The following is a 23,484-nucleotide window of genomic DNA, read 5'->3' as shown; positions in this document are numbered from 1 at the left end:
GGGATGAAAATGGAAGAAAAAGAACAGTTGTCTAGAATTATGGATTTAGCTAGTGATTTAAGGAAAGTATTAGTACAAGAATCTTTTTTTAATCATCATCCTGAACTTCGAGGCGTGATTGAAAATTTAGCGAGTTCTGTAGAGAATTTGGCGAGTTTGCAGCAAAATAAAGATGAAAATGCCGAAGATCGATTACGGTACGTACTTGCTAAAATGAAAATCGCTCATAATGCCATTTTACAAGAAAAAAAAGCATTTCCTTCTCATTAATATACGTTTTAATTTTGAACCTGACGGATGACGTCAGGTTTTTTATTTCTAGTTTTAGATTGTAGTTCATACAATAAGAATAGTATGAAAAAAAGAAGGTGACTACGTTGAAATTACATAAAGCTCTTCATCCAAGTTTTATAAAGCGAATGTATTATATGAGGTTTATTGGGAAGTTTGCAAAAGCTGAGGGAGAGAAGAATGGAGAAAATTTCTTTGTACAATGTCTTTCTTCAATACCTTTAACTTTACAAGAGTTATTTCCGACTGGAAAATATTTGTTTGAAGGATTATGCAGTAATAAAAAGAATGAAAAAATCTTTACTGATTTAAAGAAGCATAAATTAGAAAAGCAACTGGTTATGTTTCGTCTTTATTATGATCGTGGAAATTTATTTCTGGAATTAATATGCACAGAAGAGCCTCGGGAAATAGCATCTTCATATAAATTGATTCCTTCACCAAAGGTCTCAAATTATAAAAAGAGAGCGTCTTTGGAACGGAAGTTAAGCAACGGTTATTTATCATTTCTTATGCCTAAATTACCAAAAGACTTTGAGCCTCCAGAATTATTGTGGCATGAAGGAAGGCTATATGGAAATTTATCGTTAAAATCATCAATAAGTTCAATTTCATATTTTGAGCAAAGAAAAGAATGCAAATATATTGAAATAAACGATTGGATGAAACATGTAGAAATAGCAGTAGATGATCATTTATATTTTGTAAGTGAAAATGTGTATGACCAACTAAATAAACGAATTGCTGAAGAAGGTAAGTTAGTTGAAGTAGAAGATATTAAAATGCAAAAGGATGACTGGGAATGGGATGAGCGTGAATCCTCTTTTTTGCAGTATGTACAAAGTATGGTTCGTAATAAAGGGTTATATTTGGATGATACAGATATATATAATTTTCACATTAGTATTAAAACCAATATGTTAACAATTGTTGGTGGTATACCAGGTGTTGGGAAATCACGCTTTGTGCAAGCTTACGCAGAATCACTTGGGTTACGTTATGGGGAAGAATTAATTTGGATTCCGATTTCACCATCGTATCAAGAACCACATGATATTCTCGGTTACCTTCATCCGAATGGTAATTTTATTGAAAGTGAAACGAAGTTAGTTCGGACATTGTTAAAGGCTAAAGAAAATCCAAATCAATTGTATATAATTGTGTTCGATGAAATGAACATGTCACATATTGAGCATTGGTTTACTCCGTTTCTATCCGTTCTTCAACTTGAAAAGAAAAATCGTATTTTGAGTTTGTATGAGAAAGTACAAGAAATAGAAAATCAAATTCCACCTTCAGTGGAAATTGGTGAGAATATTATTTTCGTAGGCACTGTAAATTTTGATGAAACGACGAAAGAGCTTTCCGATCGATTATTAGATCGAACAAATTTGATTACATTACAAAAAATTCCGTTTTGCGAGATGAGTATAGAACATGAGAAAGTTGTTCAGCAACCCCCGTTGAAAGTAACAACGGGAGAATTTCGACTCAATTGGTTTAGGAATAAAGAGATGATCGAAGTGTATACTGAAGAGGAATTAGAGTTATTGGATAAGTTACATGATGTATTATCATCACACGATATATCAAAAGGAATTTCTTTCCGATGTGCAAGCGCAATCGCTACGTATTTGCAAAATATACCGTTCCAAAATAATCAGTCCTATATGATTAGCAGGGAAGAAGGTTTTGATTTGCAAATAAAGCAGCGTGTATTAACGAAATTAAGGGGGACAGAAATGACAGTGGGCCCTCTACTTTTTGAGGAAGCAAAAAGGGGAGCGACATTGATACCACTTTTACAGTCTCCGCTTGCAAATCGTGTATCTACATTTGAACATTCTTTAGCTTATATAAGACAAAAGCGTAGAGAACTGGAGCTGTATGGCTATGCAAAATGAGGAGCCTTATGAAACAGCAATCGTCGATACGAAAGAAACGCTCCCGTTTGTATTGAAGCTAATTATTGGTACTGAGGGGAAAGGCGATTTTATCCTTTTAAACCGGCTTTGTACGTCTACTACAGCATTAGTTCAATGTATTTATAAAGTACAGGAATTAAAACCACTGAAATTACATTTCCATTATCAAAATCCAATGGATATTACATTCATATGGAATAAAGTATATGAGGGACAAAAGAATATAAAAGAGTCACAATATGAATTAAATGAAAAAAAACAAAGAGTATTAGTGTATGAACATGGAAAAACTGAATTTTTTTATCCGTGGCGCTGTGGCTTATACCATTTTGAAGTGCGTATAGAAGATAAAACTTATTATGGTGCGTTTCAAGTGGTTCCTAAAAACTTTTTTGATGACCAATTTGAAATGATTCAAGGTTATGTGAAGTCAATTTTAAACGAGTTAATTTTAGATAGAGGTTATTACAAGAAAACTTTCTCAGCACTTAGCGATATTGAAGATTCTTCTTATTTGGTATTGTTAAGAAAGCTGCCACAAAAAATGAAAAGAATAAAACAAATTTTAAAAAAAGTAGAATCGAATGCGGAATTTGTACACGAATATGAATGGGAAACGAAAGCGCGGAAGACAACGAGAAAAACTGCCATTATGACAGAAAGAAAGCTTTATGCGAAATATTACAACCGTAAATTTAAGGAGCAAAAAAATAGTATTGAAAATGCATTTCTTAAATTTAAAATGATGCAATTCTATTATTATTTAATTGAAGCAGAAAGTTTTGTACGTAAAACTATTGAAATACTAGAAGGAGAAAAGAAGAAAAAGTCAGATGAATTTCAAGCTGTTAAAACAATTATTAAAACGATTGAACGAAATGGATCCGTGACGGATAGGGAAAAACAAAAATATAGAAATCTACATTTACTGAAAGAAGCAGATTTACGGAAAAGTTCTGTGAAAATGCAAGAATATAAAATATTAGCTCATATCGTATATGAAAGCGTACAATACTTTCGACATTTATTGTATTCTCCATTTTGGAGGGAAGTTTCTGAAACAGCTACCATTAATTCGAACACTTTATCTATACCGCATCAACAATTAATCCACCATTTAGAATTGTTACCGCAACATACCGAGCAACCTCCATCTTTATTATTCGTATATAAACCAACGTTTTTAGTGTATGAGTATTACGCTTTTTTTATCGTTATTTCTATATTAGAACAAATCGGATTTGAAGATAAGAATCCTATCCGTGAACAAATACAAGAACATTTTTATTTAGACGGATTACAAGATGGAACGACAGTGATTTTACATCGAGATGATATAAAAGTGCATGTCGCGTTTAATGATTTAATTGAAACACACCCTCTTATTGCACTAAGCAAAGGAAGTAATTTTTATAACGGAGAGGACACAAAGAAGCCGGATATTCGTTTAGATTGTTATGTAAAGGAAGAAGAGAAGTATGTATATAAATCTTCTATTATTATCGAAGTGAAATATAGCCCTATGTACAATATTTTTCAGCCTGTAGGTAATACGAAAGCAACGGAGCAAATGTATAAATACTGGTCTATTAAGTATGTAGAAGAACAGAATGGTAAACGAATTTTTAAGCGAAGAGCGATTTATGAAGTGATTTGTGTATATCCAGGTAGCCATATGCATAGTAAAAAAATTGAATCTGGATGTGGAGTGTTTTTACAACTATATCCATATAAAACGAAACAAGGAGAAGAGAAGTTGGCTGGGAAGCATGGGATGATTCAAATTTTTGAGAAATGGTTAAAAAGTAATAAAATGTAAAAGAAATCCTTTTTAATGAAGGATTTCTTTAGGTTAAGAAGAATTATATGCAGTACGGAAAGACACATTATACGGTTCGAACTTGATAGTGATTATCATTTTTTTATTAGAGTAATTGGATCTTTTTATATTTGTAACAGTATGGGGAATTAAGGGTTTTTACATGTGTATGAATGACTAATAAGTAGGAATTTAATTCATTTTGCAGAATATAATAAGACATAAATATTTTTAGTTGCATACGAAGATTTGTTCTTATATGATAGTAAGTGAAAGCGTTATCAAAAACAGAGCGGCGATGGGAAAGGCGGTTAAATATGTTCCAGCGTGTTCAAACAAAGGAAGAGCATTTTTGGTTCGAGCAACTGTGGGGAGATTTTTGTGAAGAAAGAAACTTAATGTTTGTAGAACGTAATTTAAATCCATCACGATTTTTATTAATAGAAGATGAACATCATATTGGTACAGTAGAATGTATTAAGTTTACAGTACCTGAACAATCAAATTCTGAGTTTTTCTATCCGTTTTCTAAAAATGATTTAGTGAAAGATTTGAAAAATGTGTATGAAATAGGAAAGTTAAGTATTGCGAAAACGTCTCGGGGGAGAGGACATTTCAAAAGGCTGGCAGCTATTTTATTTATGCATGCGTTAGAGACGAAAGCGGAATGGTATATTGCAGCAGTTACAAAAAGAATGTATATGTATTTGCTTACACTCGGTTTTCCAATCGAACCGATAGATAGTCCATTCCAGTTTCATGATACTTTACAAGGTGTACCAGTGCGAATTCATGCTCGAAAAGGGGCTACACATCTGTATTCTTTGAAAGAATTCCGTGATATTATTCAAGGGAATGCTCATGCGCAGGCACTTATTGCAGAATACAGTAAAAATATTATGTTAACAAAATGAAAATATATGAATATGTATAGTATGAAGAAGAGTTACTTATTACAGGCATCTGTTTTCATACAAAAAGTAGACCCTTATTCTCAGAATAAGGGTCTAAAATATTATAGTCCAAATATACTAAAAATCATTTTACGACGCTTCGGTTTCTTTTCTCTTTCATATGTTGGTTTTGCATCAGGAGTAATGTATATTGGTTCTTCTTTTTTTAGGGCAGCTTCTAGTTTTTGAATTCGTTCTAACATTTCCTCTATTTCGCGGCGATGTTGTAAAAGTTGGTATGTAACGACATCATTTGCTTTATCTTGCATTTGTTCTTCCATTCGATCTAGTCTTCTCGTAATTGTGGTAAATTGAGCTGTTAATTGCTCAAAATCATTCGATGATGTGTTTTGAACAATTGTGTTTACTTGAGTTTTTAATTTTTCTACATCATTTGAAGATGGTTTTTGAGTAGTTTGAGAGTTTTGAGGCTGGTCCATTTGAGAGCGATGGTATTCTAACATTAGATCTAAATCACCTTGTGTGAAAATAAAATGACCATATTTATTTTTTTTAATCGTAAGATTTAATTGTTGTGCAATCCGGACAACAGCCTTTGGGCTAACACCTAATTTCTTTGCGATAAATGGTGTTTTATATTCCAAAATAATCCCTCCTATATATATCCTGTTGAATGATTTCTAGTTATGTAGCAAGTTCCCTTCAGGTGTGACAAAAGAAGTGTGGAATCGGCAAAGAAAGTGTTTTTTCACGAAGTTCAGCTGTTTAGCACATACTATTTATATAAATCATTTTTAGTTATCGGAAAATTGGGCTTATTATAGTTTGACGATAATAAGCTAATTAGATTATCATAATTATAAATATCTTTTTTATGTATGCATATAATATATAAAAAGGTGGTTACTAATGTAGAATTTTATTAGAGTATAAGAATGCTTACTTCACTTGAATAAATTTAAGTAGGAGGTGGCTTCCTTGCTTACACTGTAAGTAAGGAAAAGTATTTGGACATATATAGTATAAGTATAGTGATTGTTTTAATTGCCTTAACGGCATTTTTCGTTGCAGCAGAATTTGCAATTGTTAAAGTGAGGAGTTCACGAATTGACTATTTAATTGCAGAAGGAAATAATCGTGCAATATCTGTCAAAACAATCATTACAAACTTAGACGAATATTTATCAGCTTGTCAATTAGGAATAACTGTTACAGCTCTTGGGATTGGGTGGTCTGGTAAACCTGCGCTAAAGCACATGTTTGATGTGTTGTTTGCAAATTGGAACGTCCCTACTCAACTCGCAGACATTTTAGCTATAATTTTAGTATTTTTGTTTATCACATTTTTCCATGTGGTAGTAGGAGAGTTAGCTCCAAAAACATTTGCGATTCAAAAAGCAGAACAAGTGAGTTTCTTTGTTGCTAAGCCACTCATTTTGTTTTATCGTATTGCATTCCCATTCATTTGGATTTTAAATGGATCAGCTCGGTTAATTACAAAGTTTCTTGGGTTGAAACCACCAAAAGGGCATGATGAAGTGCATTCAGAAGAAGAATTGCGGTTGTTAGTTTCAGAAAGTTATAAAAATGGTGAGATTAATCAATCTGAATATAAGTATGTGAATAAAATATTTGAATTTGATGATCGTATTGCGAAAGAAATAATGGTACCACGAACAGAGATGAATATTTTAAATAAAGAAATGCCTGCTGAAGAGGCTTTACAAAAAATGTCTCATGAAAAATATACGAGGTATCCGGTTGTTGATGGTGATAAGGACCATGTAATAGGCTTTGTGAATTTTAAAGATATATTTACAGATTTTGTGAAGCACCGAGTTGTTAGTGAAAAGACAGTGGAGCAATATATTAGGCCAATTATTTTAGTTATTGAATCTATCCCGATTCATGATCTATTTTTAAAAATGCAAAGAGAAAGAACACATATCGCTATATTAATTGATGAATATGGTGGTACATCAGGTCTTGTAACCGTTGAAGATATTTTAGAAGAAATTGTAGGGGATATTCAAGATGAGTTCGATACTGATGAACAACCGGAAATCCAACAAGTTAGTGAGACGAAAACGATTTTAGAGGGAAAAGTACTTGTTAGTGAAGTGAACGCATTATTAGGCTTGACTATTGACGACGATGATGTCGATACGATTGGCGGTTGGATCCTAACAAAAAATATTGAGATTTCCGAGGGTGATACCATCGAGATTGAAAATTATAAATTTTGCGTGAAAAAATTAGATGGACACTATATTAAGAGATTAGAAGTAACGAAACCTTCAGAATCGATTGTTATTGTAGGAGATGAAAAAAAGATTTCGCTCCAAGAACAAATTAGTTCGTAAACTCTGCTTTGTAGCAGAGTTTTTTTGAGCAAAATGTTTTTTGATGTATTAGGGCTATGATACAATTACACAAGTCAGACCTTTCACTAGGTGAAATAAATGAAGTGTATTATTGTATACATATATTCGGAAGGAGAACCACTATGAAAAAACATTTATATATAAATGGGGTATGGAAATCAGTAGAGACGTATAAACCATTGTATGCACCATATTCTGAAGAAACATTAGCGGAGATTGCGCAAGGTACAGAAGATGACGTTAAGGAAGCAATAGTTTCGGCCAAAAATGCAATGAAAGAAATGAAAAAATTATCCGCATACGACCGTGCAACTATTTTAGAAAAGGTTGCACAAAAAATGGATGAGAGAAGAGAAGAGTTTGCAGAGATTATCGCAAAAGAAGCTGCAAAACCAATTCGTGCTGCACGGGGAGAAGTAGATCGCACTGTTCAAACATATAAGTTTGCAGCTGAAGAAGCGAAGCGAATATATGGTGAGACGTTACCATTAGATGCTGCACCAGGAGCAGGTGGCCGTATAGCGTATACAATTCGACAACCAATCGGGGTTATTGGTGCTATTACACCGTTTAATTTTCCACTTAATTTAGTAGCACATAAGGTAGGCCCAGCAATTGCGGCTGGAAATACTATTGTGCTAAAGCCTGCCGACCAAACGCCACTTTCTTCGTATGCATTGGTAGAATTATTTGAAGAAGCTGGTTTACCAAAGGGAGCTTTCAATATAATTTCTGGACCTGGATCTGTTGTAGGTGAGGCATTAGTAAAAGATGAGAACGTTGCTAGTATTACTTTTACAGGAAGTCCGAAAGTAGGTATTGGAATTAAGGAAAAAGCCGGGTTGAAACGAGTGACGTTAGAATTAGGATCGAACGCTGCAGTAATTATTGATGAAGATGTTGAATTGACAGACGAAATAATTGAACGTGTAAAATGGGGCGCGTTTGTGAATAATGGACAAGTTTGTATTTCAGTACAACGTGTTTTTGTGCATGAACGCAAAATGGAAGAGTTTATTACAAAATTAACGAAAGCAATGGAAAACGTTGTAGTAGGAGACCCGCTTCATGAAGAAACAGATGTATCAGCACTTATTTCAAAAAAAGATGTAGAACGTATAAATTCATGGGTGGAAGAGGCAGTTAAGGAAGGAGCTAATGTTGTATACGGTGGTAACAAACGTGATGCAAGGATTTTTGAACCAACTGTATTAACAAATGTTCCAGATTATGTATCTGTTCAGTGCCAAGAAGTATTTGGTCCACTTATGACTGTAAATACATTTAAAGAATTTGATGAGGCTTTAGAACAAGTAAATAATTCACGTTATGGATTACAAGCAGGTGTATTTACAAACAATCTATGTAAGGCAATGCGTGCAATTGATGGATTAGAAGTCGGTGGTGTCATGATTAATGATATTCCAACGTTCAGAGTAGATCATATGCCTTATGGCGGTGTGAAAGAGAGTGGCACAGGCCGTGAAGGGATTAAATATGCAATAGAAGAAATGACAGAAATGAAATTAGTGTGTATTAAAAAATAAAGTAGATCGAGCTTAAACACCGCAATAAAAAACGAGCAGGAAATGTTTACGATTCCATACTCGTTTTTTATTGTTTGTTTTACGTTTCTCGGAACGATTTCATTTAATCAAGTGTACCTTTTACTTCATTTCTTGTTTGAAAATATCATCTTCGACATAAATATGTTCTTTATCTACAGCAGTGCTATGAGAGAGTACTAAACCGATTGGTGTTTCAGTACCTTTATTTTGAACAATTGTAAAAGGAATATTTTTTTCAGTTGCTAATTTAATGTATTTTGATAAATGTGGGTAAGCAATGCTTCCATTTAGGAATAGTTGTAATGATTGAGAAGAACGTATGTTACCCGTTACTTCTGTATACACATTACTTTGCATTACTTGACCGATTGTTAAAGCGATTTCTACACGCTCACGTAATGTAGTTAAGTACATATTACGTTCTTCTGGTTTGTTTTGCTTTTGGCCATATATGCCTTCTTGGAGATAGTCTTCCACATTTTTATTTACCATATTTTTCACACCTTTCACTTCTTATTGTACGCAAGAATTAAAAAGGATGCAAAAAAAAAGTAGTTTTGAACAGGAAAATAATTTAAAAAATGAGAAGGGAAAGGGATATAGGAATACAACTTATTTAAATAAGAAAGGAAAAATAAATTTTATCAACAGAAATTAACAAAATGTGACAAAAATCTATTAACGAAATGTATTTTTTGTGTTAATATTCAAAATATAAAGGGTATTCGTCGTATGGAAATGGAGGAATGGAGGTTTTTCCAATCGATAAGGATATTAAAGAAGTATTTTGTTCGCACTTGAAAAACAACAGGCACCAATTCGTAGAGAACTGGAAAAACAAAATGATAATTTCCGAAAAAGATCCATTTAAACAAGAGGTAGTTCAAAATGGAGCGAATTTATTAGAGTTAATTATCGAACTTATTATGGAAGATAAAGACATTAATTATCTTCAGCCATTATGTGAGAAAATTGCCATTGAGCGTGCAGGGGCAGATGCGAATATTGGAGATTTTGTTTACAATGCAAATGTGGGAAGAAATGAACTTTTTGAAGCAATGTGCGAATTGGATGTAAGTGCTCGTGAACTGAAACCGATTATGGCCAAAATACATACTTGTTTTGACAAATTAATTTATTATACCGTTTTAAAATACTCAGAAATTATATCGAGAAATTTAGAAGAAAAACAGCAATATATAAATGAAACACATAAAGAAAGGCTTACGATTCTAGGGCAAATGTCGGCTAGTTTTGTGCATGAATTTCGTAATCCGCTAACTTCGATTATGGGATTTGTAAAGTTATTGAAGACAGATCACCCTAATCTATCGTATTTAGATATTATTTCACATGAATTAGATCAATTAAATTTTAGGATTTCGCAATTTTTACTTGTATCGAAAAAAGAAATGTGGAATGAATCTGAACGTTTTTTGGTAAATGACTTATTTCAAGATATTATACAATTCTTATATCCAAGTTTAGTTAATGCAAATGTTTTGATTGAAAAGAATTTGCCGTATCCTATTCCACTCGTTGGTTACCGGAGTGAAGTGAAGCAAGTAGTTTTAAATATTTTAATGAATTCGATTGATGCTCTTGAATCGGTGAAAGAAGAGCGGAAAATTATCATTGATGTATTTGAAGAGGATCAGACTGTTCGCATTGTTATAAAAAATAATGGACCTATGATTCCAGCAGACAATGTAGAGACCATTTTTGAGCCATTTGTAACTACTAAAAAGCTAGGAACTGGTATTGGACTATTTGTATGTAAACAAATTGTAGAAAAACATAACGGATCCATATTGTGTCGTTCGGATAACGATTGGACAGAATTTCAAATTACGTTTCAAAAGTAAACAGTCTACACCATGCGAATGGTGTAGACTGTTTTAATTTGTAAGTATAACGGTCCCTAATTTTGGATCCTCAGTTGAATAACCAACTATTGAAATTGTGTAAATTGTATTTGGTTCAACGTTGAATTTTGGAATGGTTAATAATACTTTTTTTGTATCAGCAAGTGAAACTTCAATATCTGCTGTACCAGGGCTAACTTGTAAAAAATCTGTTATTTGCTTAAAGAGTACATTTTCAAATAAATGATCCCCATCTTTTAAATTTACATTTACAACTGGAGTGTCTGGTGAAAAATGTGCAAACCGTATTTTTGCTTGACCAGATGGTAAATGAGTATTATCAAGAATGGGTTGTAATTGGAGATGATTATCGCTATTGACCGCTGCAAGGGTATAAGTGTGATTCCCCATTATCGGTACTAATGCTGAAAATATTGGAGTTTCGTTTCCGACAGGGACAATATCAATACGGTATTTACCTTGCACTAATGATAAATACGGACTGAATTGTTTAAAAGAAATATTTTTAATAACCTTTTGTCCGTTTATTATAATATCAACTGCTGGTGTATGGGGAGCTGTGTGGAAGATTCTCATATGTGACGGTAAAGTCGCTTCTTGTGAATCTCTCTTTTCATATGCTTGTACAAGTTTTGTAATTGCATCATAGTATTTCATATAGAGTTCTACATATCTTTTAGGATTGCTATATTGATAGTAACGAGCGAGCTGTTCGTAACGTGCAGCTTCTTGGCCGTATTTTTCAATTTCGGATTGAGTCATGAACATTCCTCCTTTATCATCATTACAAATATATGCGAAGCTAGAAAGAGGTTATGCAAAAAACTTGCCTTTCTAGAAAGAAAAGTTAAAATGGGGATTTTTTTATTTATAGGCAAACACACATACAAATCGATAATTGTCCTACATAAATTATAAAGGAAAGGTAGTTTGACTTTGATGGAAGGAGTGGAACCATTGGGATGGGGATATCCCCATAGTTATTTGGAATGAAGTTATGGAGGATTTGGTGCTATAGGCTGTGGGACGAATTATGGATTTGTATTATGAGTATTGCTATTAATTTTAGTGATGCGTTGGATAAGGTAATACCGATAAAAGAGCGTCGTGCCGAACTGATTAATGTGGTTAATCGGTTCTTTTTTTATTGTTCTAAACAGATGGTACTATTTGTTAAGAAATAGTTACGATAAATGAGGTGGAGTAAAATGTCGAATTTTGTTTGAAAATATGCAATATAAAGTAGGATAATAGGAAGGAGAATAACGGGAGTTCCGTCGAAGTTTACACAATGTCAGCAATTGAGGGAAGTTGATATTATATTAAAAAAATATTCAATTTGCTGTTATCTTAAATCAGGAAGGGGTATTTAAGCGTACAGGTAAGGTTGGTCTTCATTTTGAGTTCTGAATTTTCTGTTTTTAAAATAATATTTAGCAGTCATTTGTATATTTTATAATAGTTTTTTGATAAATTCACTGCTTTTGCAGAGGATTCTTTTTTATGAAAGAAACGTCAATTTTCTTCATATACATATACAAATTGAAGAAATGGGGGAGCGCTATGCGCGATTACTTAATTAAACCACTTGTTGGTCAGCCGTATCCGATGATTTCACATGGAAAAGGTGTGTATTTGTATGATCAAAACGGAAATAAATATTTTGATGGTTCGTCTGGAGCGATTACGGCAGGTATTGGACATGGCGTAGCAGAGATAGCAGAAGTTATTAAAAAACAGGCAGAGGAGATCGCTTTCGTTTATAGATCACAGTTTACGAGTGAACCAGCTGAAAAATTAGCGAAGAAGTTAAGTGATTTATGTGTAGGAGATTTGAACTGGAGCTTTTTTGTGAATAGTGGTACGGAAGCAAATGAAACAGCTATGAAAATCGCAATTCAGCATTTTCAGGAGCGTGGCATTCAAGGGAAACATAAAATTTTGTCACGGTGGATGAGCTATCACGGGATTACAATGGGAGCTTTATCTATGTCTGGGCATCCACTGCGCAGACAACGTTTCGTTTCTATTTTGGAAGATTATCCGACTATTCCAGCTCCATACTGTTTTAGATGTCCTGTACAAAAGGTATATCCAACATGTCAACTTTCTTGTGCGACTGAACTAGAAAGAGCGATTGATCGAATTGGTGCAGAACATATTGCAGCTTTTATTGCTGAACCGATTATCGGAGCTGCTGGAGGCGCGGTTGTCCCGCCGAAAGAATACTATAAAGTAATTAAAGATATTTGTAGTCATTACGATATATTATTTATTGCGGATGAAGTAATGACTGGACTTGGTCGTACTGGTGCATGGTTTGCTATGGAGCACTGGGGTGTAGAACCGGATATTATGACGCTTGGTAAGGGGCTAGGAGCGGGTTATACACCAATGGCAGCGACAATAGTAAGTGACCGTGTTATGGAGCCGATTTTACATGGATCACGTTCTGTAATGAGCGGGCATACGCTTAGTGCAAATCCATTGTCTGCAGCAACGGCTTTAGCTGTTATTGAATATATGGAGAAACATAATTTACCTGAAAAAACAGCAGAAAAGGGAGAGTATTTATTAAAAGGTTTGCAGAAAGTTCAGCAACAATCGACAATCATTGCCGATGTGCGTGGAAAAGGATTGCTAATTGGAATAGAATTGCAACCGTTTACAAAAGCATCGGAGCTTATTTCAGTTGCTGCTAAAAATGGACTGCTCTTATACCAAGCTGTTTCAGGGCAAGCAGGAAAAGAGGATAGTGCACTGCTTGTTGCACCACCAATGACAACTACATATTCCGAGTTAGATGAATTACTTTCAATTTTTGTAAAGAGCGTGGAAGAGATGATGCAAAAAGGAGGGCATAGTATCGCATGACAACTATTACAAATACATTCGGTAAATTAAAAGAAATAGAGGAAGTAATTTCTTTGTTCCATGATGATATGACATTAATGTTTGGGGGATTTGGAGGAATCGGATCCCCTCCATCTTTAATTCAAGCTGTTTTAGATAAAGGCATTACAAATTTAAATTTAATAGGAAATGATACTGGATTTCCTGATGTAGGAATCGGTCGTCTTGTTACGAATGAAAGGGTTAAATCTTTAGTTACTTCTCATATTGGGTCAAATCCAAATGCGGGAAGACAATTAAATGAAGGAAGATTGCAAATTGAATTCTCTCCGCAAGGAACACTCGCAGAGCGTATTCGCGCTGGTGGTGTAGGGCTTGGTGGTATTTTAGTTGACGTTGGTGTTGATACGATTGTAGAAGAAGGAAAGCGTACAGTTGAAATGAATGGAAAGACATATTTAGTTGAAACAGCTTTAACGGCTGAAGTCGCAATTGTATATGCGAAAAAGGCGGATCCATTTGGAAATCTTGTATTTGATAAAAGCGCTCGTAATATGAATCCTCACGTAGCTATGGCTGGTGACATAACGATTGTAGAAGCAGAAGAAATTGTTCCACTTGGAAGTTTAGATCCAGAAGAAATTGTCGTCCCAGGTGTATTTGTAAATTATATCGTGCCATCGGAAGGAGTGAATTGGAAATGGGTATGGGCGTAGAAGTAAGAGATAAGATTGCAAGACGTGCAGCGAAAGAAATTCAGAATGGTATGCTTGTAAATTTAGGTATTGGAATTCCATCGCTTGTACCGAATCATTTGCCAGAAGATATGAATGTTATGTTTCATGCAGAAAACGGTATTGTTGGTATGGGACCAACGCCAAGTAAAGGGAATGAAGATGAGAATTTATGTAACGCAGCTGGTTTACCAACATCTCTTATTACAGGAGCAAGTTATTTTGATAGCTGCATGGCGTTTGGCATGATTCGAAAAGGATTACTTGATGTTACGATACTTGGTTCGTTACAAGTAAGTGAAAATGGTGATTTAGCGAACTGGATTGTACCAGGAAAACGCGTTCCAGGTATTGGAGGAGCGATGGATTTAGCGCAAAAAGCGAAGCGGGTCGTTGTTGTGATGAATCATGTTGATAAATACGGAAATGCAAAGATTGTTTCGGAATGTACATTGCCATTAACTTCGAAAAAATGTGTAGATTTAATTATTACAGACATGGCTGTCATGGAAGTGACCCAAAGAGGACTTGTCTTACAAGAATTAATGAGTCCATATACTGTAGAAGATGTAAAACGACATACGACAGCTGATTTTCATATAAGCTCAAATTTACTAGTAATTGAATGAGGGGAGTTGTAATATATGGAGCAATTAAAAAAACAAGTTTGTGATTATATTGAGGGTCATGAAGAAGAGAGTGTAAAATTTTTAACACGATTAATTCAAGAAAAGAGCGTATCTGGTGATGAAAGTGGTGCGCAGGCAATTGTTATTGAAAAGTTGCGTGAGTTAGGTCTAGATCTTGATATTTGGGAGCCTGCTTTTAATGAAATGAAAGATCACCCTTATTTCGTATCACCTCGTATAAGTTTTACAGATAGCCCGAACATTGTAGCGACTTTAAAAGGAAGTGGCGAAGGGAAATCTATGATTTTAAACGGGCATATTGATGTCGTGCCAGAAGGGGATGTAAATCAGTGGGACCATCATCCATATAGTGGAGAGAAAATAGGAAACCGCATATATGGACGTGGAACAACAGATATGAAAGGCGGCAATGTCTCACTTATGCTTGCGATGGAAGCGATTATTGAATCTGGTATTGAACTAAAAGGTGATATACATTTTCAAAGTGTAATAGAAGAAGAGAGCGGTGGGGCAGGAACATTAGCCACTATTTTACGAGGATATAAGGCAGATGGCGTTATTATTCCTGAGCCGACGAATATGAAGTTTTTTCCGAAACAACAAGGATCAATGTGGTTTCGTCTACATATAAAAGGAAAAGCAGCACACGGTGGTACACGTTATGAAGGAGTAAGTGCAATTGAAAAAAGTATGTTTGTTGTAGAGCATTTGAGAAAATTAGAAGAGAAGAGAAATGGTCGAATTACAGATCCGTTATTTAAGGGGATTCCGATTCCAATTCCAATTAACGTTGGGAAAATTGAAGGGGGAAGCTGGCCAAGTTCTGTTCCCGATTCATTAATTTTAGAAGGAAGATGTGGTATTGCGCCGAATGAGACTATAGAGGCAGCAAAAGAAGAGTTTGAGGGCTGGATTGGTGAATTAAAAGATGTGGATAGTTGGTTTGTAAAAAATCCTGTAGAAGTAGAATGGTTTGGGGCTAGATGGGTTCCTGGTGAACTAGAAGAAAATCATCCACTTATTACAACGCTTCAACATAACTTTGTTGAAATCGAAGGGAACGAGCCGATTATAGAAGCTTCGCCATGGGGAACAGATGGAGGTTTGTTCACACAAATCGCTAACGTACCCACGATAGTATTTGGTCCAGGAGAGACGAAAGTAGCACACTATCCAAACGAATATATAGAAGTTGATAAAATGATTGCTGCCGCAAAAATAATTGCATGTACATTACTAGATTGGTGTGAGGTGAAAAAATGAAATACTATGAATCTTTTAGTGAACAGACAAAGCATTATACAGTAGAAGGGGTTTTAGATTATTTTAATAAACGTATTAGAGTTGATCACTATACAGGAAATGTTGAAAGCATCATACAAACAATCGATGAATTAGCAAAGAAACATTCTTTCACTAAATGTATTATTAAAGGAAAGGGAGAGCATGTTTCAACATGGCTCTCTTTCGGTTTCTTACTGGAAGCAACGATACCTCATTATTTTCAAGGGCACGATGCGCACTTCTTCGTGAAATATCATAATGATGAAAGACGAAATAGTATTCATTGGACTGAGGAAGATACTATTTTAAGTGGTGTAAAAGAAAAAGAAGTGAAAGAAAAAATAGTCCCAGAGGAATTTGTGTTAAGAAAAGCGACAGAAGAGGATGCGGAAGAATTAGCAATTGTCTTTGGAAAAGTATTTGAAGTTTATCCGACACCTTTAAATGATGGGAATTATGTAAAGCAGACGATGAAGGAAGACGATACAATTTACTATGTTTATGAATTCGAGGGGAAAATTATTAGTACAGCATCTGCTGAAATGAACGTGAAAGAAGGTAATGCAGAATTAACGAATTGTGCTACATTACCTGAATATCGAAAACATGGTTTCATGAAAAGTCTGTTAATTAAATTGGAGGAAGAGCTCCAAGAAAAATCTATTTTTTGTTCTTATACAATTGCTCGCTCGCTATCTTTCGGTATGAATGCAGCCTTTCATCAATTAGGCTATACATATACGGGAAGGCTTGCGAATAATTGCTACATTTTTGATAAGTTGGAAGATATGAATATATGGGTGAAAGATTTATCCAGCTATTCGAAAGCAGTAAGACTCCCGCCTCAAAATTCGGCTGTAAAGCAAAGAAGTTAGGTGGGAGTCGGGTTAATAATCAGTGGGGTGAATAAAGCCCCACTGATTAAAGTGTCACTTAACCATAAATAAGCAATAAAAATATATACACATTTCATCAAAATAGTAGAACGGAATCGTCATGCTTATAATCGCACAGAGGGTGCCGAAAATTCGGCGATGAATTTGCTGGATTTTCGGCAAAAGGGGGGATGACATTGCTAGCAGTTTCGACACAGGAAGTCATTGAAGCGATTTTGGGCAGTATAGATGAGGCCATACATGCAGTAGATGAAAATGGGATTACAATCTTTTATAATACAGTTGCTGCAAAACATGATGGATCTAAAATTGAAAATGTGCTAGGAAAGCATTTATTAGAAGCATTCCCGTCATTATCCAGAGAAACAAGTACGTTGATGAAAGTATTAGATACAAAAAAATCAATTGTACACCAAGTTCAACATTACCAAAATTTAAATGGGGAAGACGTTTGTACGGTCAATACAACGTTACCTATTTTAATAGATGGAAATATTGCTGGTGCTGTAGAAATTGCGAAAGATTATTCTACTATTCAAAAGCTTACTGATACGATTGTAGATCTACAATCGAAAATAAAACGATCGACTAGCAAAAAAACGGTGAAAAAGCATGTTGCATTCGAGACAATTGTAACTGATGATTCCCGCTTTAAACAGACGAAAGAGTTAGCACAAAAAGTAGCGCCAACCGATGCGAATGTTTTAATATATGGTGAAACTGGAACGGGGAAAGAGCTATTTGTGCAAGCGATTCATGAAGCTTCTAAACGAAAAAATAAGCCGTTTATTGCACAAAACTGTGCAGCTTTGCCAGAGTCGCTATTAGAAAGTTTGCTGTTTGGCACGACAAAAGGTAGTTATACAGGGGCAATCGAACGAGCAGGATTATTTGAACTTGTAGATGGAGGGACATTATTTTTAGATGAACTGAATTCAATGCCGCTTGATTTACAAGCAAAAATGCTACGTGTATTAGAAGATGGAGTTATTCGTCGCATTGGTGATAATAAGACGAGAAAAGTAGATGTTCGCGTTATTACTGCAATGAATCAGCCTCCAGAAGTATGTTTAAGAGAAAATAAAATTCGCACTGATTTATACTATCGATTAAATGTGTTTTCATTATATATCCCGCCGCTTCGCGAAAGAACTGAGGATGTACTGTTATTAGCGTCTTACTTTTTGAAAGAATATAATAAAAGTTATAAAAAAGGTGTACTTCAAATTGATAAGGAAGCGAAAGAAAGATTACAAGCTTATCAATGGCCTGGAAATGTTCGTGAGTTAAAGCATACGATTGAACATGCCGTCATTATTACAGAAGGGAATTCGTTAACAGCAAATTGCTTGCCAAGAACATTTCGGAAAGAGAAAATTCAGGAGAAGAAAAGTATATTACCACTTAGGGAAGCTCTACATCAAACGGAAAAAGAATTAATAGATCAAGCGTTAATTGAAACGGAAGGTAATATTTTGCAAGCAGCAAAAATGTTAGGTATTCCGCGTCAAACGCTTCAATATAAACTGAGCAAGTACGAAAAAACCGCCGAATAATCGGCGGTTTTTGTGTGTTTGCACCAATAAAAGAGCGTTTACATATATAACAAGTAATGAATATGATAGTAAATAGCGTTTTAGTACAGCACTTAAAAATATTTATTCTCTTATATAATAGGGTATTTCTCGCATTTACTTATCAAGAATATGAAGTTGGCATAATTATTGCTTATATAAAGGATGAGCGTATAAAAAGGGGGAATAGCAATGTTACATGATGTATACAAACCAAATCGTCACTGGAAGGATATTGAATTATGGAAAGATGTTACAGAAGAACAATGGAATGATTGGGTTTGGCAATTAACGAATACGATCAAAACTTTAGATGATTTAAAGAAAGTAATTAACTTAACACCTGACGAAGAAGAAGGCGTTAAAATTTCAACGAAAACGATCCCGTTAAACATTACACCGTACTATGCTTGGCTAATGAATCCTGATGACCCACGCTGTCCGATTCGGATGCAATCAGTACCGATTTCGGAAGAGTTATATAAAACAAAATATGATTTAGAAGATCCTCTTCATGAAGATGAAGATTCACCAGTTCCAGGATTAACTCATCGTTATCCAGACCGTGTACTATTTTTAGTAACGAATCAATGTTCTATGTATTGTCGTTACTGTACACGTCGTCGTTTTAGTGGACAAATTGGAATGGGCGTACCGAAAAAGCAATTAGATGATGCGATTGCTTATATTAGTGAAACACCACAAGTACGTGACGTTTTAATTTCTGGCGGTGATGGACTTCTAATTAATGATAAAATTTTAGAATATGTATTAAAGAATTTACGAGCAATCCCGCATGTCGAGATTATTCGTATCGGAACGAGAGCACCAGTTGTATTCCCGCAGCGTATTACAGAAAACCTGTGTAACATTATTAAAAAATACCATCCAGTATGGTTAAATACGCATTTTAACACTTCTATTGAGATTACAGAAGAATCGAAACTAGCATGTGAAATGCTTGCAAATGCAGGTGTTCCAATTGGAAACCAAGCTGTAATTTTAGCTGGAATTAATGACAGCGTTCCAATTATGAAAAAACTTATGCATGATTTAGTGAAAATTCGTGTTCGTCCATATTACATTTATCAATGTGATTTATCAGAAGGTATCGGTCATTTCCGTGCACCAGTTTCGAAAGGTCTTGAAATTATTGAAGGCTTACGTGGACATACGTCTGGTTATGCAGTACCAACTTTCGTTGTCGATGCACCGGGCGGAGGCGGAAAAATTGCGCTTCAGCCAAACTATTTAATTTCACAAAGTGCGGATAAAGTTGTTCTTCGTAACTTTGAAGGGGTTATTACAACGTATCCAGAACCAGAAAACTATATCCCAGGAAGAGCAGAAGGCTACTTTAAAGAAATTTATCCGACTTATGAAGAAAAACGTTCTGATATCGGCGTTGCAGGATTGATGAGTGATAAGAAATTTAATCTTGTTCCAGATGATTTACAACGTATGAATCGCCGCAAAGATTATGAAGTCAATGAAACGCATGCTTCTTTAAAAGATAAACGTGATAAGCGTGATCAATTAAAAGATAAAAAATATCAAGCACAAATAGCAAAGTTAGATGATGACAAAAAAAATGAGGGTGACGTAGTATGAATTGTATGTGGTGTGACAGTACAGAAGCGAAAGAAAGCTTGAATACTGTATATTGGGAATTACCAGATGGTACGAAAGCCATTGAAATCCAAGAGACACCATGTATTACTTGTTCCTCATGTGGAATGGACTATCAAGCAGACCATACTGTAAAAGAAATTGAAGATCAGTTGTTTTTAATTTATACGAAAGATTTGCCAAAACAACTAACATACGAAGAGTTGATGGGAAGACCACGTTTATTAAAAAGGAATTATTTCGACTTCTAACCAGCTTTTATGCTGGTTTTTTTCTTTTTTGCCTTGTATAATGTACCCAAGTTAGAAAGGTAGGGAATATTTTTGAAAAAGACATTTTACCATTATATGATGAAGCACCGTGCAGCTTTATTTAAAAATGAAATATCAGATTTAGCAGAAGYAATGTATGATGATTTAAGTTTTCCGAAGCAATCTGAAGACTATGATGTAATTAGTTCATACTTAGAGTTAAGTGGAATGCTAGAAAGTATGTCTATATTTGATGATGCATGGGATTTATATATACAAGAGAGATAACGATATGAAGTTTTAGGAAAATGAAAGCATAATGAATACATTACTTTGAAAGAAGTGAAGTATTCATTATGCTTTTTTATTTACAATACGTCTTGCTGTTAGAAAATAAATGAAAAGTGAAAGCTAGTTTAAATACTAGCTTTTTTAAGTTATATACAAATTCTACTTTTTTATTGAAAAAATTTATGAATATAAGCTTCTGTGATAAGCGTTTTTATGTAGGTTGCATATACTGTTATCAAAATCACGACGTTTAAAAAAGGAGAGATATTGATGGCAAGGAAAAAACAACCTAAATATAACGTAGGAGACATAGTCGTGATTACGCTATATGGAACCGTTGGGAAAGTTACAAATGTTAATTTTCTATTTTTACTCGGTGGATATTATGTTATCATTCCTAATACATATATTAAGAGGTGAAACATATGGGATTAGCTGCAATATACTTACGTTTATCGAGGAACGAAGAACAATTAAACATAGATGAGATTTTATTGAATCATCGAAACGCCTTAACTAAGCTTGCAAAACAGCAAAAGTTGACTTATGACATTTATCAGGAAATCTCAAGTGGAGTAAATACGGAACGACCGGAACTAAATTTATTGTTAAGCAGATTAGATGATTATGACGCTCTTCTTGTAATGGATATAGACAGAATTTCACGTGACAACGCTCATGCTGAAGAGATTAAGAAGATGTTGATTATCCACGATATTAAAATTTTGACTCCTCAAGGGGCAATTGATCTATCTCAGGAAAGTAATGAAATGCTCTTTTCCTTCCAAGCAATGATGGCGAACTTTGAATATAAACAAATTCGTAAAAGACTGGGAAGAGGACGATTAGCAGCGGCCGAGCAAGGAAAATGGACAATGAGTAACAGAGTCCCTCTAGGTTATAAAAAGAACGAAGAAAAGCGTTTAGAAGTAGTTGAAGATGAAGCTAAAATAATTCGGTTTATTTTTCAAAAGACATTAGAACGAGTTAGTGCAAATGAAATTGCGAAACAGCTAGATATACTTGGATGGAGAAGTAGGCAAGGTAAAGTATTAACTTCGACGCACATTTCAAATATGAGAAGAAATGTTGTTTATTATGGAGTTGTAAAAGCGGGCAGGAAAGTAAATGGCAGAGTCGTTGATGAAGTGTTTGTTGAAGATGCACATGAACCAATTGTAAGTAAGCAAATGTTTTTAGAAGTCCAAAAAATATTGGAGGAAAATACGACTGGAAATTTCTTTAATAAGTTAAAAGCGACAAGAAAGCTCCAAAACCTAATTTACTGTAATTGTTGTAAAAGGAAACGATACATACAATGCGATGGAAATGGTATTGATTATATAAAATCATGTATCTATAAAGTTGATAATAATAAATGTAGAGATCGTGGATACAAATATGAGCCAATTGAGCAATTTGTATTACAAAAGGTTAAAGAAAAGAAACCAGCTTTTGAACAAGAGTTGCAAATGTTGAAATCACTTGATACGACAGAGGTAGAAAAGAAACTATCAATTCAAAGGGAGTCTTTAGAGAAACAAATAAACAGATTTAATAAACGTCAACGGAATCTTAAAGAAATGCGGATGGATGGAGAAATTTCGAAAGCTGAGTTTTATGAAATGCGTGATGAAAACGAAGAACAAATCAAACAAGTTAAGCAACAGATGGAACTCATTGATATTAAACTCGAGAATTTATCTAATACAGATGAGGAACAAGCTAGATTGCAAGATGCTATTAAAACGTTAGATAAATTGGAAGAGCTTAAAGCAGAATCATGTAATACGTTTTTGAAGAAATTTATTAAGAAAATATGGTTTAGTAGTAATACAGAAGCGAATCATGACACAACAAAACCGAGAGAAGACGCCACAATAGAAATTGAATGGTTATAAATTGATGAGGCTTCAGAATGGCTCTTAGAAGGCTTTATGTGGCTAACTGTTGAATTGAAATGTAGGTTTAATATTAAAATATGGAGGTTAAAGCATGAGTGCAGAGGACATTTTAAGGCTTATCGAAGAAATGGAAAACGGAGAACGTTGGAAACTTCTTGATAAGATGTACGACCTATATTTCAACAAAAGCGGGCATTATGAATCGTTAGATGAAGATTATTGACCTGAATGAATTCAGGTCTTTTTTATTTGCAGCTATTAATAAAATTTGGATGTTATAAAGACTCAATAATTCATTGATTACTTTTTGGTTTAAATTCCTTTATAATAATCTTATTGATTATGTTTTTGGAGGTAACAACAGTGAGCAATGGTGGATGGAGAGAAGCAATTCCTTGTATCCTTTATAAAGATAATGAAATGATAGGAACTTTTAACTCCATTAGACAAGCTTCAAGTTTTCTTGAAAATCGAATTGGAGGAAGCTTGGAAAAAGGGGTTCAAGAATTAATTAAAGGTTGGGAACCTAAAAGAGGACAATTAAAAGGATATTCAGCAAAACGCATAGATTGACTCAGACAGTCTAATTAACGGACTGTTTTTTTATGATAAAATCAATATTTTATCACCC

Annotated in this window: 23 protein-coding genes; 20 read left to right on the top strand and 3 right to left on the bottom strand. The window is 34.4% G+C overall.

All coding sequences use genetic code 11. The annotated features are described in order from the left end of the window. Positions 1-9 precede the first annotated feature (9 nt). From AC1DKZ_RS18550 to AC1DKZ_RS18535, 4 genes are all read left to right on the top strand, one after another. Entirely contained in the window at positions 10-270 is a 261-nt protein-coding gene (locus tag AC1DKZ_RS18550) for a hypothetical protein (RefSeq protein ID WP_002085825.1), read from the top strand. Positions 271-377: 107 nt separating this feature from the next. Next, positions 378-2,195, top strand: a complete 1,818-nt coding sequence (locus AC1DKZ_RS18545) for an AAA family ATPase (protein WP_002085823.1) — start codon at positions 378-380, stop codon at positions 2,193-2,195. Then, complete coding sequence (locus tag AC1DKZ_RS18540) at positions 2,185-4,035, top strand: hypothetical protein (protein WP_476996816.1); 1,851 nt, start codon at positions 2,185-2,187, stop codon at positions 4,033-4,035. Before AC1DKZ_RS18545 ends, AC1DKZ_RS18540 begins: the two co-directional genes overlap by 11 nt. A 317-nt stretch (positions 4,036-4,352) precedes the next feature. Next, entirely contained in the window at positions 4,353-4,949 is a 597-nt protein-coding gene (locus tag AC1DKZ_RS18535; RefSeq protein WP_002085820.1) for a hypothetical protein, read from the top strand. A 101-nt stretch (positions 4,950-5,050) separates the two neighbouring features. Here AC1DKZ_RS18535 and racA read toward each other — a convergent pair whose 3' ends face one another. Beyond that, positions 5,051-5,593: a chromosome-anchoring protein RacA gene (racA, locus tag AC1DKZ_RS18530; RefSeq protein WP_002012665.1), complete on the bottom strand. Its 543-nt coding sequence runs from the start codon at positions 5,591-5,593 to the stop codon at positions 5,051-5,053. A 363-nt stretch (positions 5,594-5,956) separates the two neighbouring features. Here racA and AC1DKZ_RS18525 point away from each other — a divergent pair, with 363 nt between their 5' ends. Together AC1DKZ_RS18525 and AC1DKZ_RS18520 are read left to right on the top strand one after the other, a co-directional pair. Continuing rightward, the gene (locus AC1DKZ_RS18525; RefSeq protein WP_431182166.1) at positions 5,957-7,312 is read left to right on the top strand and encodes a hemolysin family protein; all 1,356 of its coding nucleotides are present in this window, start codon (positions 5,957-5,959) and stop codon (positions 7,310-7,312) included. Positions 7,313-7,455: 143 nt separating this feature from the next. Beyond that, entirely contained in the window at positions 7,456-8,880 is a 1,425-nt protein-coding gene (locus AC1DKZ_RS18520) for an aldehyde dehydrogenase family protein (protein ID WP_476996815.1), read from the top strand. A 120-nt stretch (positions 8,881-9,000) separates the two neighbouring features. Here AC1DKZ_RS18520 and AC1DKZ_RS18515 read toward each other — a convergent pair whose 3' ends face one another. Then, complete coding sequence (locus AC1DKZ_RS18515; protein WP_002085811.1) at positions 9,001-9,393, bottom strand: YueI family protein; 393 nt, start codon at positions 9,391-9,393, stop codon at positions 9,001-9,003. Positions 9,394-9,647: 254 nt separating this feature from the next. Here AC1DKZ_RS18515 and AC1DKZ_RS18510 point away from each other — a divergent pair, with 254 nt between their 5' ends. Beyond that, positions 9,648-10,766 (top strand): BA2291 family sporulation histidine kinase, encoded by a 1,119-nt coding sequence (locus AC1DKZ_RS18510; protein ID WP_476996814.1) that lies wholly within the window; start codon positions 9,648-9,650, stop codon positions 10,764-10,766. Between the two features lie 33 nt (positions 10,767-10,799). On the opposite strand, the gene AC1DKZ_RS18505 is transcribed toward AC1DKZ_RS18510, so the two are convergent. Continuing rightward, the gene (locus AC1DKZ_RS18505; protein ID WP_476996813.1) at positions 10,800-11,549 is read right to left on the bottom strand and encodes a DUF4397 domain-containing protein; all 750 of its coding nucleotides are present in this window, start codon (positions 11,547-11,549) and stop codon (positions 10,800-10,802) included. Between the two features lie 801 nt (positions 11,550-12,350). Between AC1DKZ_RS18505 and AC1DKZ_RS18500 the strand changes: the two genes are divergently transcribed. The 13 genes from AC1DKZ_RS18500 (at position 12,351) to AC1DKZ_RS18440 (ending at position 23,426) form a co-directional block, all read left to right on the top strand. After that, positions 12,351-13,661, top strand: a complete 1,311-nt coding sequence (locus AC1DKZ_RS18500) for an aspartate aminotransferase family protein (protein WP_002136137.1) — start codon at positions 12,351-12,353, stop codon at positions 13,659-13,661. Continuing rightward, on the top strand, positions 13,658-14,356 hold the full coding sequence (atoD, locus tag AC1DKZ_RS18495; protein ID WP_002085805.1) for an acetate CoA-transferase subunit alpha: 699 nt from the start codon (positions 13,658-13,660) through the stop codon (positions 14,354-14,356). The genes AC1DKZ_RS18500 and atoD overlap by 4 nt, the downstream gene beginning before the upstream one ends. Next, positions 14,341-15,003, top strand: coding sequence for a CoA transferase subunit B (locus AC1DKZ_RS18490; RefSeq protein ID WP_002127246.1), 663 nt, complete (start codon positions 14,341-14,343; stop codon positions 15,001-15,003). The genes atoD and AC1DKZ_RS18490 overlap by 16 nt, the downstream gene beginning before the upstream one ends. A gap of 15 nt (positions 15,004-15,018) precedes the next feature. Continuing rightward, positions 15,019-16,287: a peptidase gene (locus AC1DKZ_RS18485; RefSeq protein WP_476996812.1), complete on the top strand. Its 1,269-nt coding sequence runs from the start codon at positions 15,019-15,021 to the stop codon at positions 16,285-16,287. Then, entirely contained in the window at positions 16,284-17,183 is a 900-nt protein-coding gene (gene ablB / locus AC1DKZ_RS18480) for a putative beta-lysine N-acetyltransferase (RefSeq protein WP_002085802.1), read from the top strand. Before AC1DKZ_RS18485 ends, ablB begins: the two co-directional genes overlap by 4 nt. A 191-nt stretch (positions 17,184-17,374) precedes the next feature. Continuing rightward, complete coding sequence (gene rocR / locus AC1DKZ_RS18475; protein ID WP_476996811.1) at positions 17,375-18,760, top strand: arginine utilization transcriptional regulator RocR; 1,386 nt, start codon at positions 17,375-17,377, stop codon at positions 18,758-18,760. Between the two features lie 210 nt (positions 18,761-18,970). After that, positions 18,971-20,389, top strand: a complete 1,419-nt coding sequence (kamA, locus tag AC1DKZ_RS18470) for a lysine 2,3-aminomutase (protein ID WP_002012651.1) — start codon at positions 18,971-18,973, stop codon at positions 20,387-20,389. After that, positions 20,386-20,658: a YokU family protein gene (locus AC1DKZ_RS18465; protein WP_002085797.1), complete on the top strand. Its 273-nt coding sequence runs from the start codon at positions 20,386-20,388 to the stop codon at positions 20,656-20,658. The genes kamA and AC1DKZ_RS18465 overlap by 4 nt, the downstream gene beginning before the upstream one ends. A gap of 72 nt (positions 20,659-20,730) precedes the next feature. Then, complete coding sequence (locus AC1DKZ_RS18460) at positions 20,731-20,946, top strand: YozE family protein (RefSeq protein WP_476996810.1); 216 nt, start codon at positions 20,731-20,733, stop codon at positions 20,944-20,946. 273 nt (positions 20,947-21,219) lie between these two features. Then, a complete protein-coding gene (locus AC1DKZ_RS18455) occupies positions 21,220-21,369 on the top strand; it encodes a hypothetical protein (protein ID WP_170960748.1) in 150 nt (49 codons plus the stop codon). A 5-nt stretch (positions 21,370-21,374) separates the two neighbouring features. Continuing rightward, positions 21,375-22,850 carry a recombinase family protein gene (locus AC1DKZ_RS18450; protein WP_242247406.1) on the top strand — a complete coding sequence of 492 codons (1,476 nt, stop codon included), beginning with the start codon at positions 21,375-21,377 and terminating at the stop codon, positions 22,848-22,850. Positions 22,851-22,944: 94 nt separating this feature from the next. Next, the gene (locus tag AC1DKZ_RS18445) at positions 22,945-23,076 is read left to right on the top strand and encodes a hypothetical protein (RefSeq protein WP_476996809.1); all 132 of its coding nucleotides are present in this window, start codon (positions 22,945-22,947) and stop codon (positions 23,074-23,076) included. Positions 23,077-23,216: 140 nt separating this feature from the next. Further along, positions 23,217-23,426, top strand: a complete 210-nt coding sequence (locus tag AC1DKZ_RS18440) for a hypothetical protein (protein WP_476996808.1) — start codon at positions 23,217-23,219, stop codon at positions 23,424-23,426. The last annotated feature ends 58 nt before the right edge of the window (positions 23,427-23,484 follow it).

Source organism: Bacillus sp. 05T21 (genome assembly GCF_056396785.1).
This window is presented reverse-complemented; position numbering and strand designations above follow the sequence as displayed.

Coding starts and splice junctions, on each gene's coding strand:
- kamA (WP_002012651.1), top strand. CDS start 18,971: ATGTTACATGATGTATACAAACCAAATCGTCACTGGAAGGATATTGAA.
- AC1DKZ_RS18450 (WP_242247406.1), top strand. CDS start 21,375: ATGGGATTAGCTGCAATATACTTACGTTTATCGAGGAACGAAGAACAA.
- AC1DKZ_RS18550 (WP_002085825.1), top strand. CDS start 10: ATGGAAGAAAAAGAACAGTTGTCTAGAATTATGGATTTAGCTAGTGAT.
- AC1DKZ_RS18535 (WP_002085820.1), top strand. CDS start 4,353: ATGTTCCAGCGTGTTCAAACAAAGGAAGAGCATTTTTGGTTCGAGCAA.
- AC1DKZ_RS18445 (WP_476996809.1), top strand. CDS start 22,945: ATGAGTGCAGAGGACATTTTAAGGCTTATCGAAGAAATGGAAAACGGA.
- AC1DKZ_RS18500 (WP_002136137.1), top strand. CDS start 12,351: ATGCGCGATTACTTAATTAAACCACTTGTTGGTCAGCCGTATCCGATG.
- ablB (WP_002085802.1), top strand. CDS start 16,284: ATGAAATACTATGAATCTTTTAGTGAACAGACAAAGCATTATACAGTA.
- AC1DKZ_RS18520 (WP_476996815.1), top strand. CDS start 7,456: ATGAAAAAACATTTATATATAAATGGGGTATGGAAATCAGTAGAGACG.
- rocR (WP_476996811.1), top strand. CDS start 17,375: ATGACATTGCTAGCAGTTTCGACACAGGAAGTCATTGAAGCGATTTTG.
- atoD (WP_002085805.1), top strand. CDS start 13,658: ATGACAACTATTACAAATACATTCGGTAAATTAAAAGAAATAGAGGAA.
- AC1DKZ_RS18485 (WP_476996812.1), top strand. CDS start 15,019: ATGGAGCAATTAAAAAAACAAGTTTGTGATTATATTGAGGGTCATGAA.
- AC1DKZ_RS18490 (WP_002127246.1), top strand. CDS start 14,341: ATGGGTATGGGCGTAGAAGTAAGAGATAAGATTGCAAGACGTGCAGCG.
- AC1DKZ_RS18505 (WP_476996813.1), bottom strand. CDS start 11,549: ATGACTCAATCCGAAATTGAAAAATACGGCCAAGAAGCTGCACGTTAC.
- AC1DKZ_RS18510 (WP_476996814.1), top strand. CDS start 9,648: ATGGAGGTTTTTCCAATCGATAAGGATATTAAAGAAGTATTTTGTTCG.
- AC1DKZ_RS18540 (WP_476996816.1), top strand. CDS start 2,185: ATGCAAAATGAGGAGCCTTATGAAACAGCAATCGTCGATACGAAAGAA.
- AC1DKZ_RS18465 (WP_002085797.1), top strand. CDS start 20,386: ATGAATTGTATGTGGTGTGACAGTACAGAAGCGAAAGAAAGCTTGAAT.
- AC1DKZ_RS18515 (WP_002085811.1), bottom strand. CDS start 9,393: ATGGTAAATAAAAATGTGGAAGACTATCTCCAAGAAGGCATATATGGC.
- AC1DKZ_RS18455 (WP_170960748.1), top strand. CDS start 21,220: ATGGCAAGGAAAAAACAACCTAAATATAACGTAGGAGACATAGTCGTG.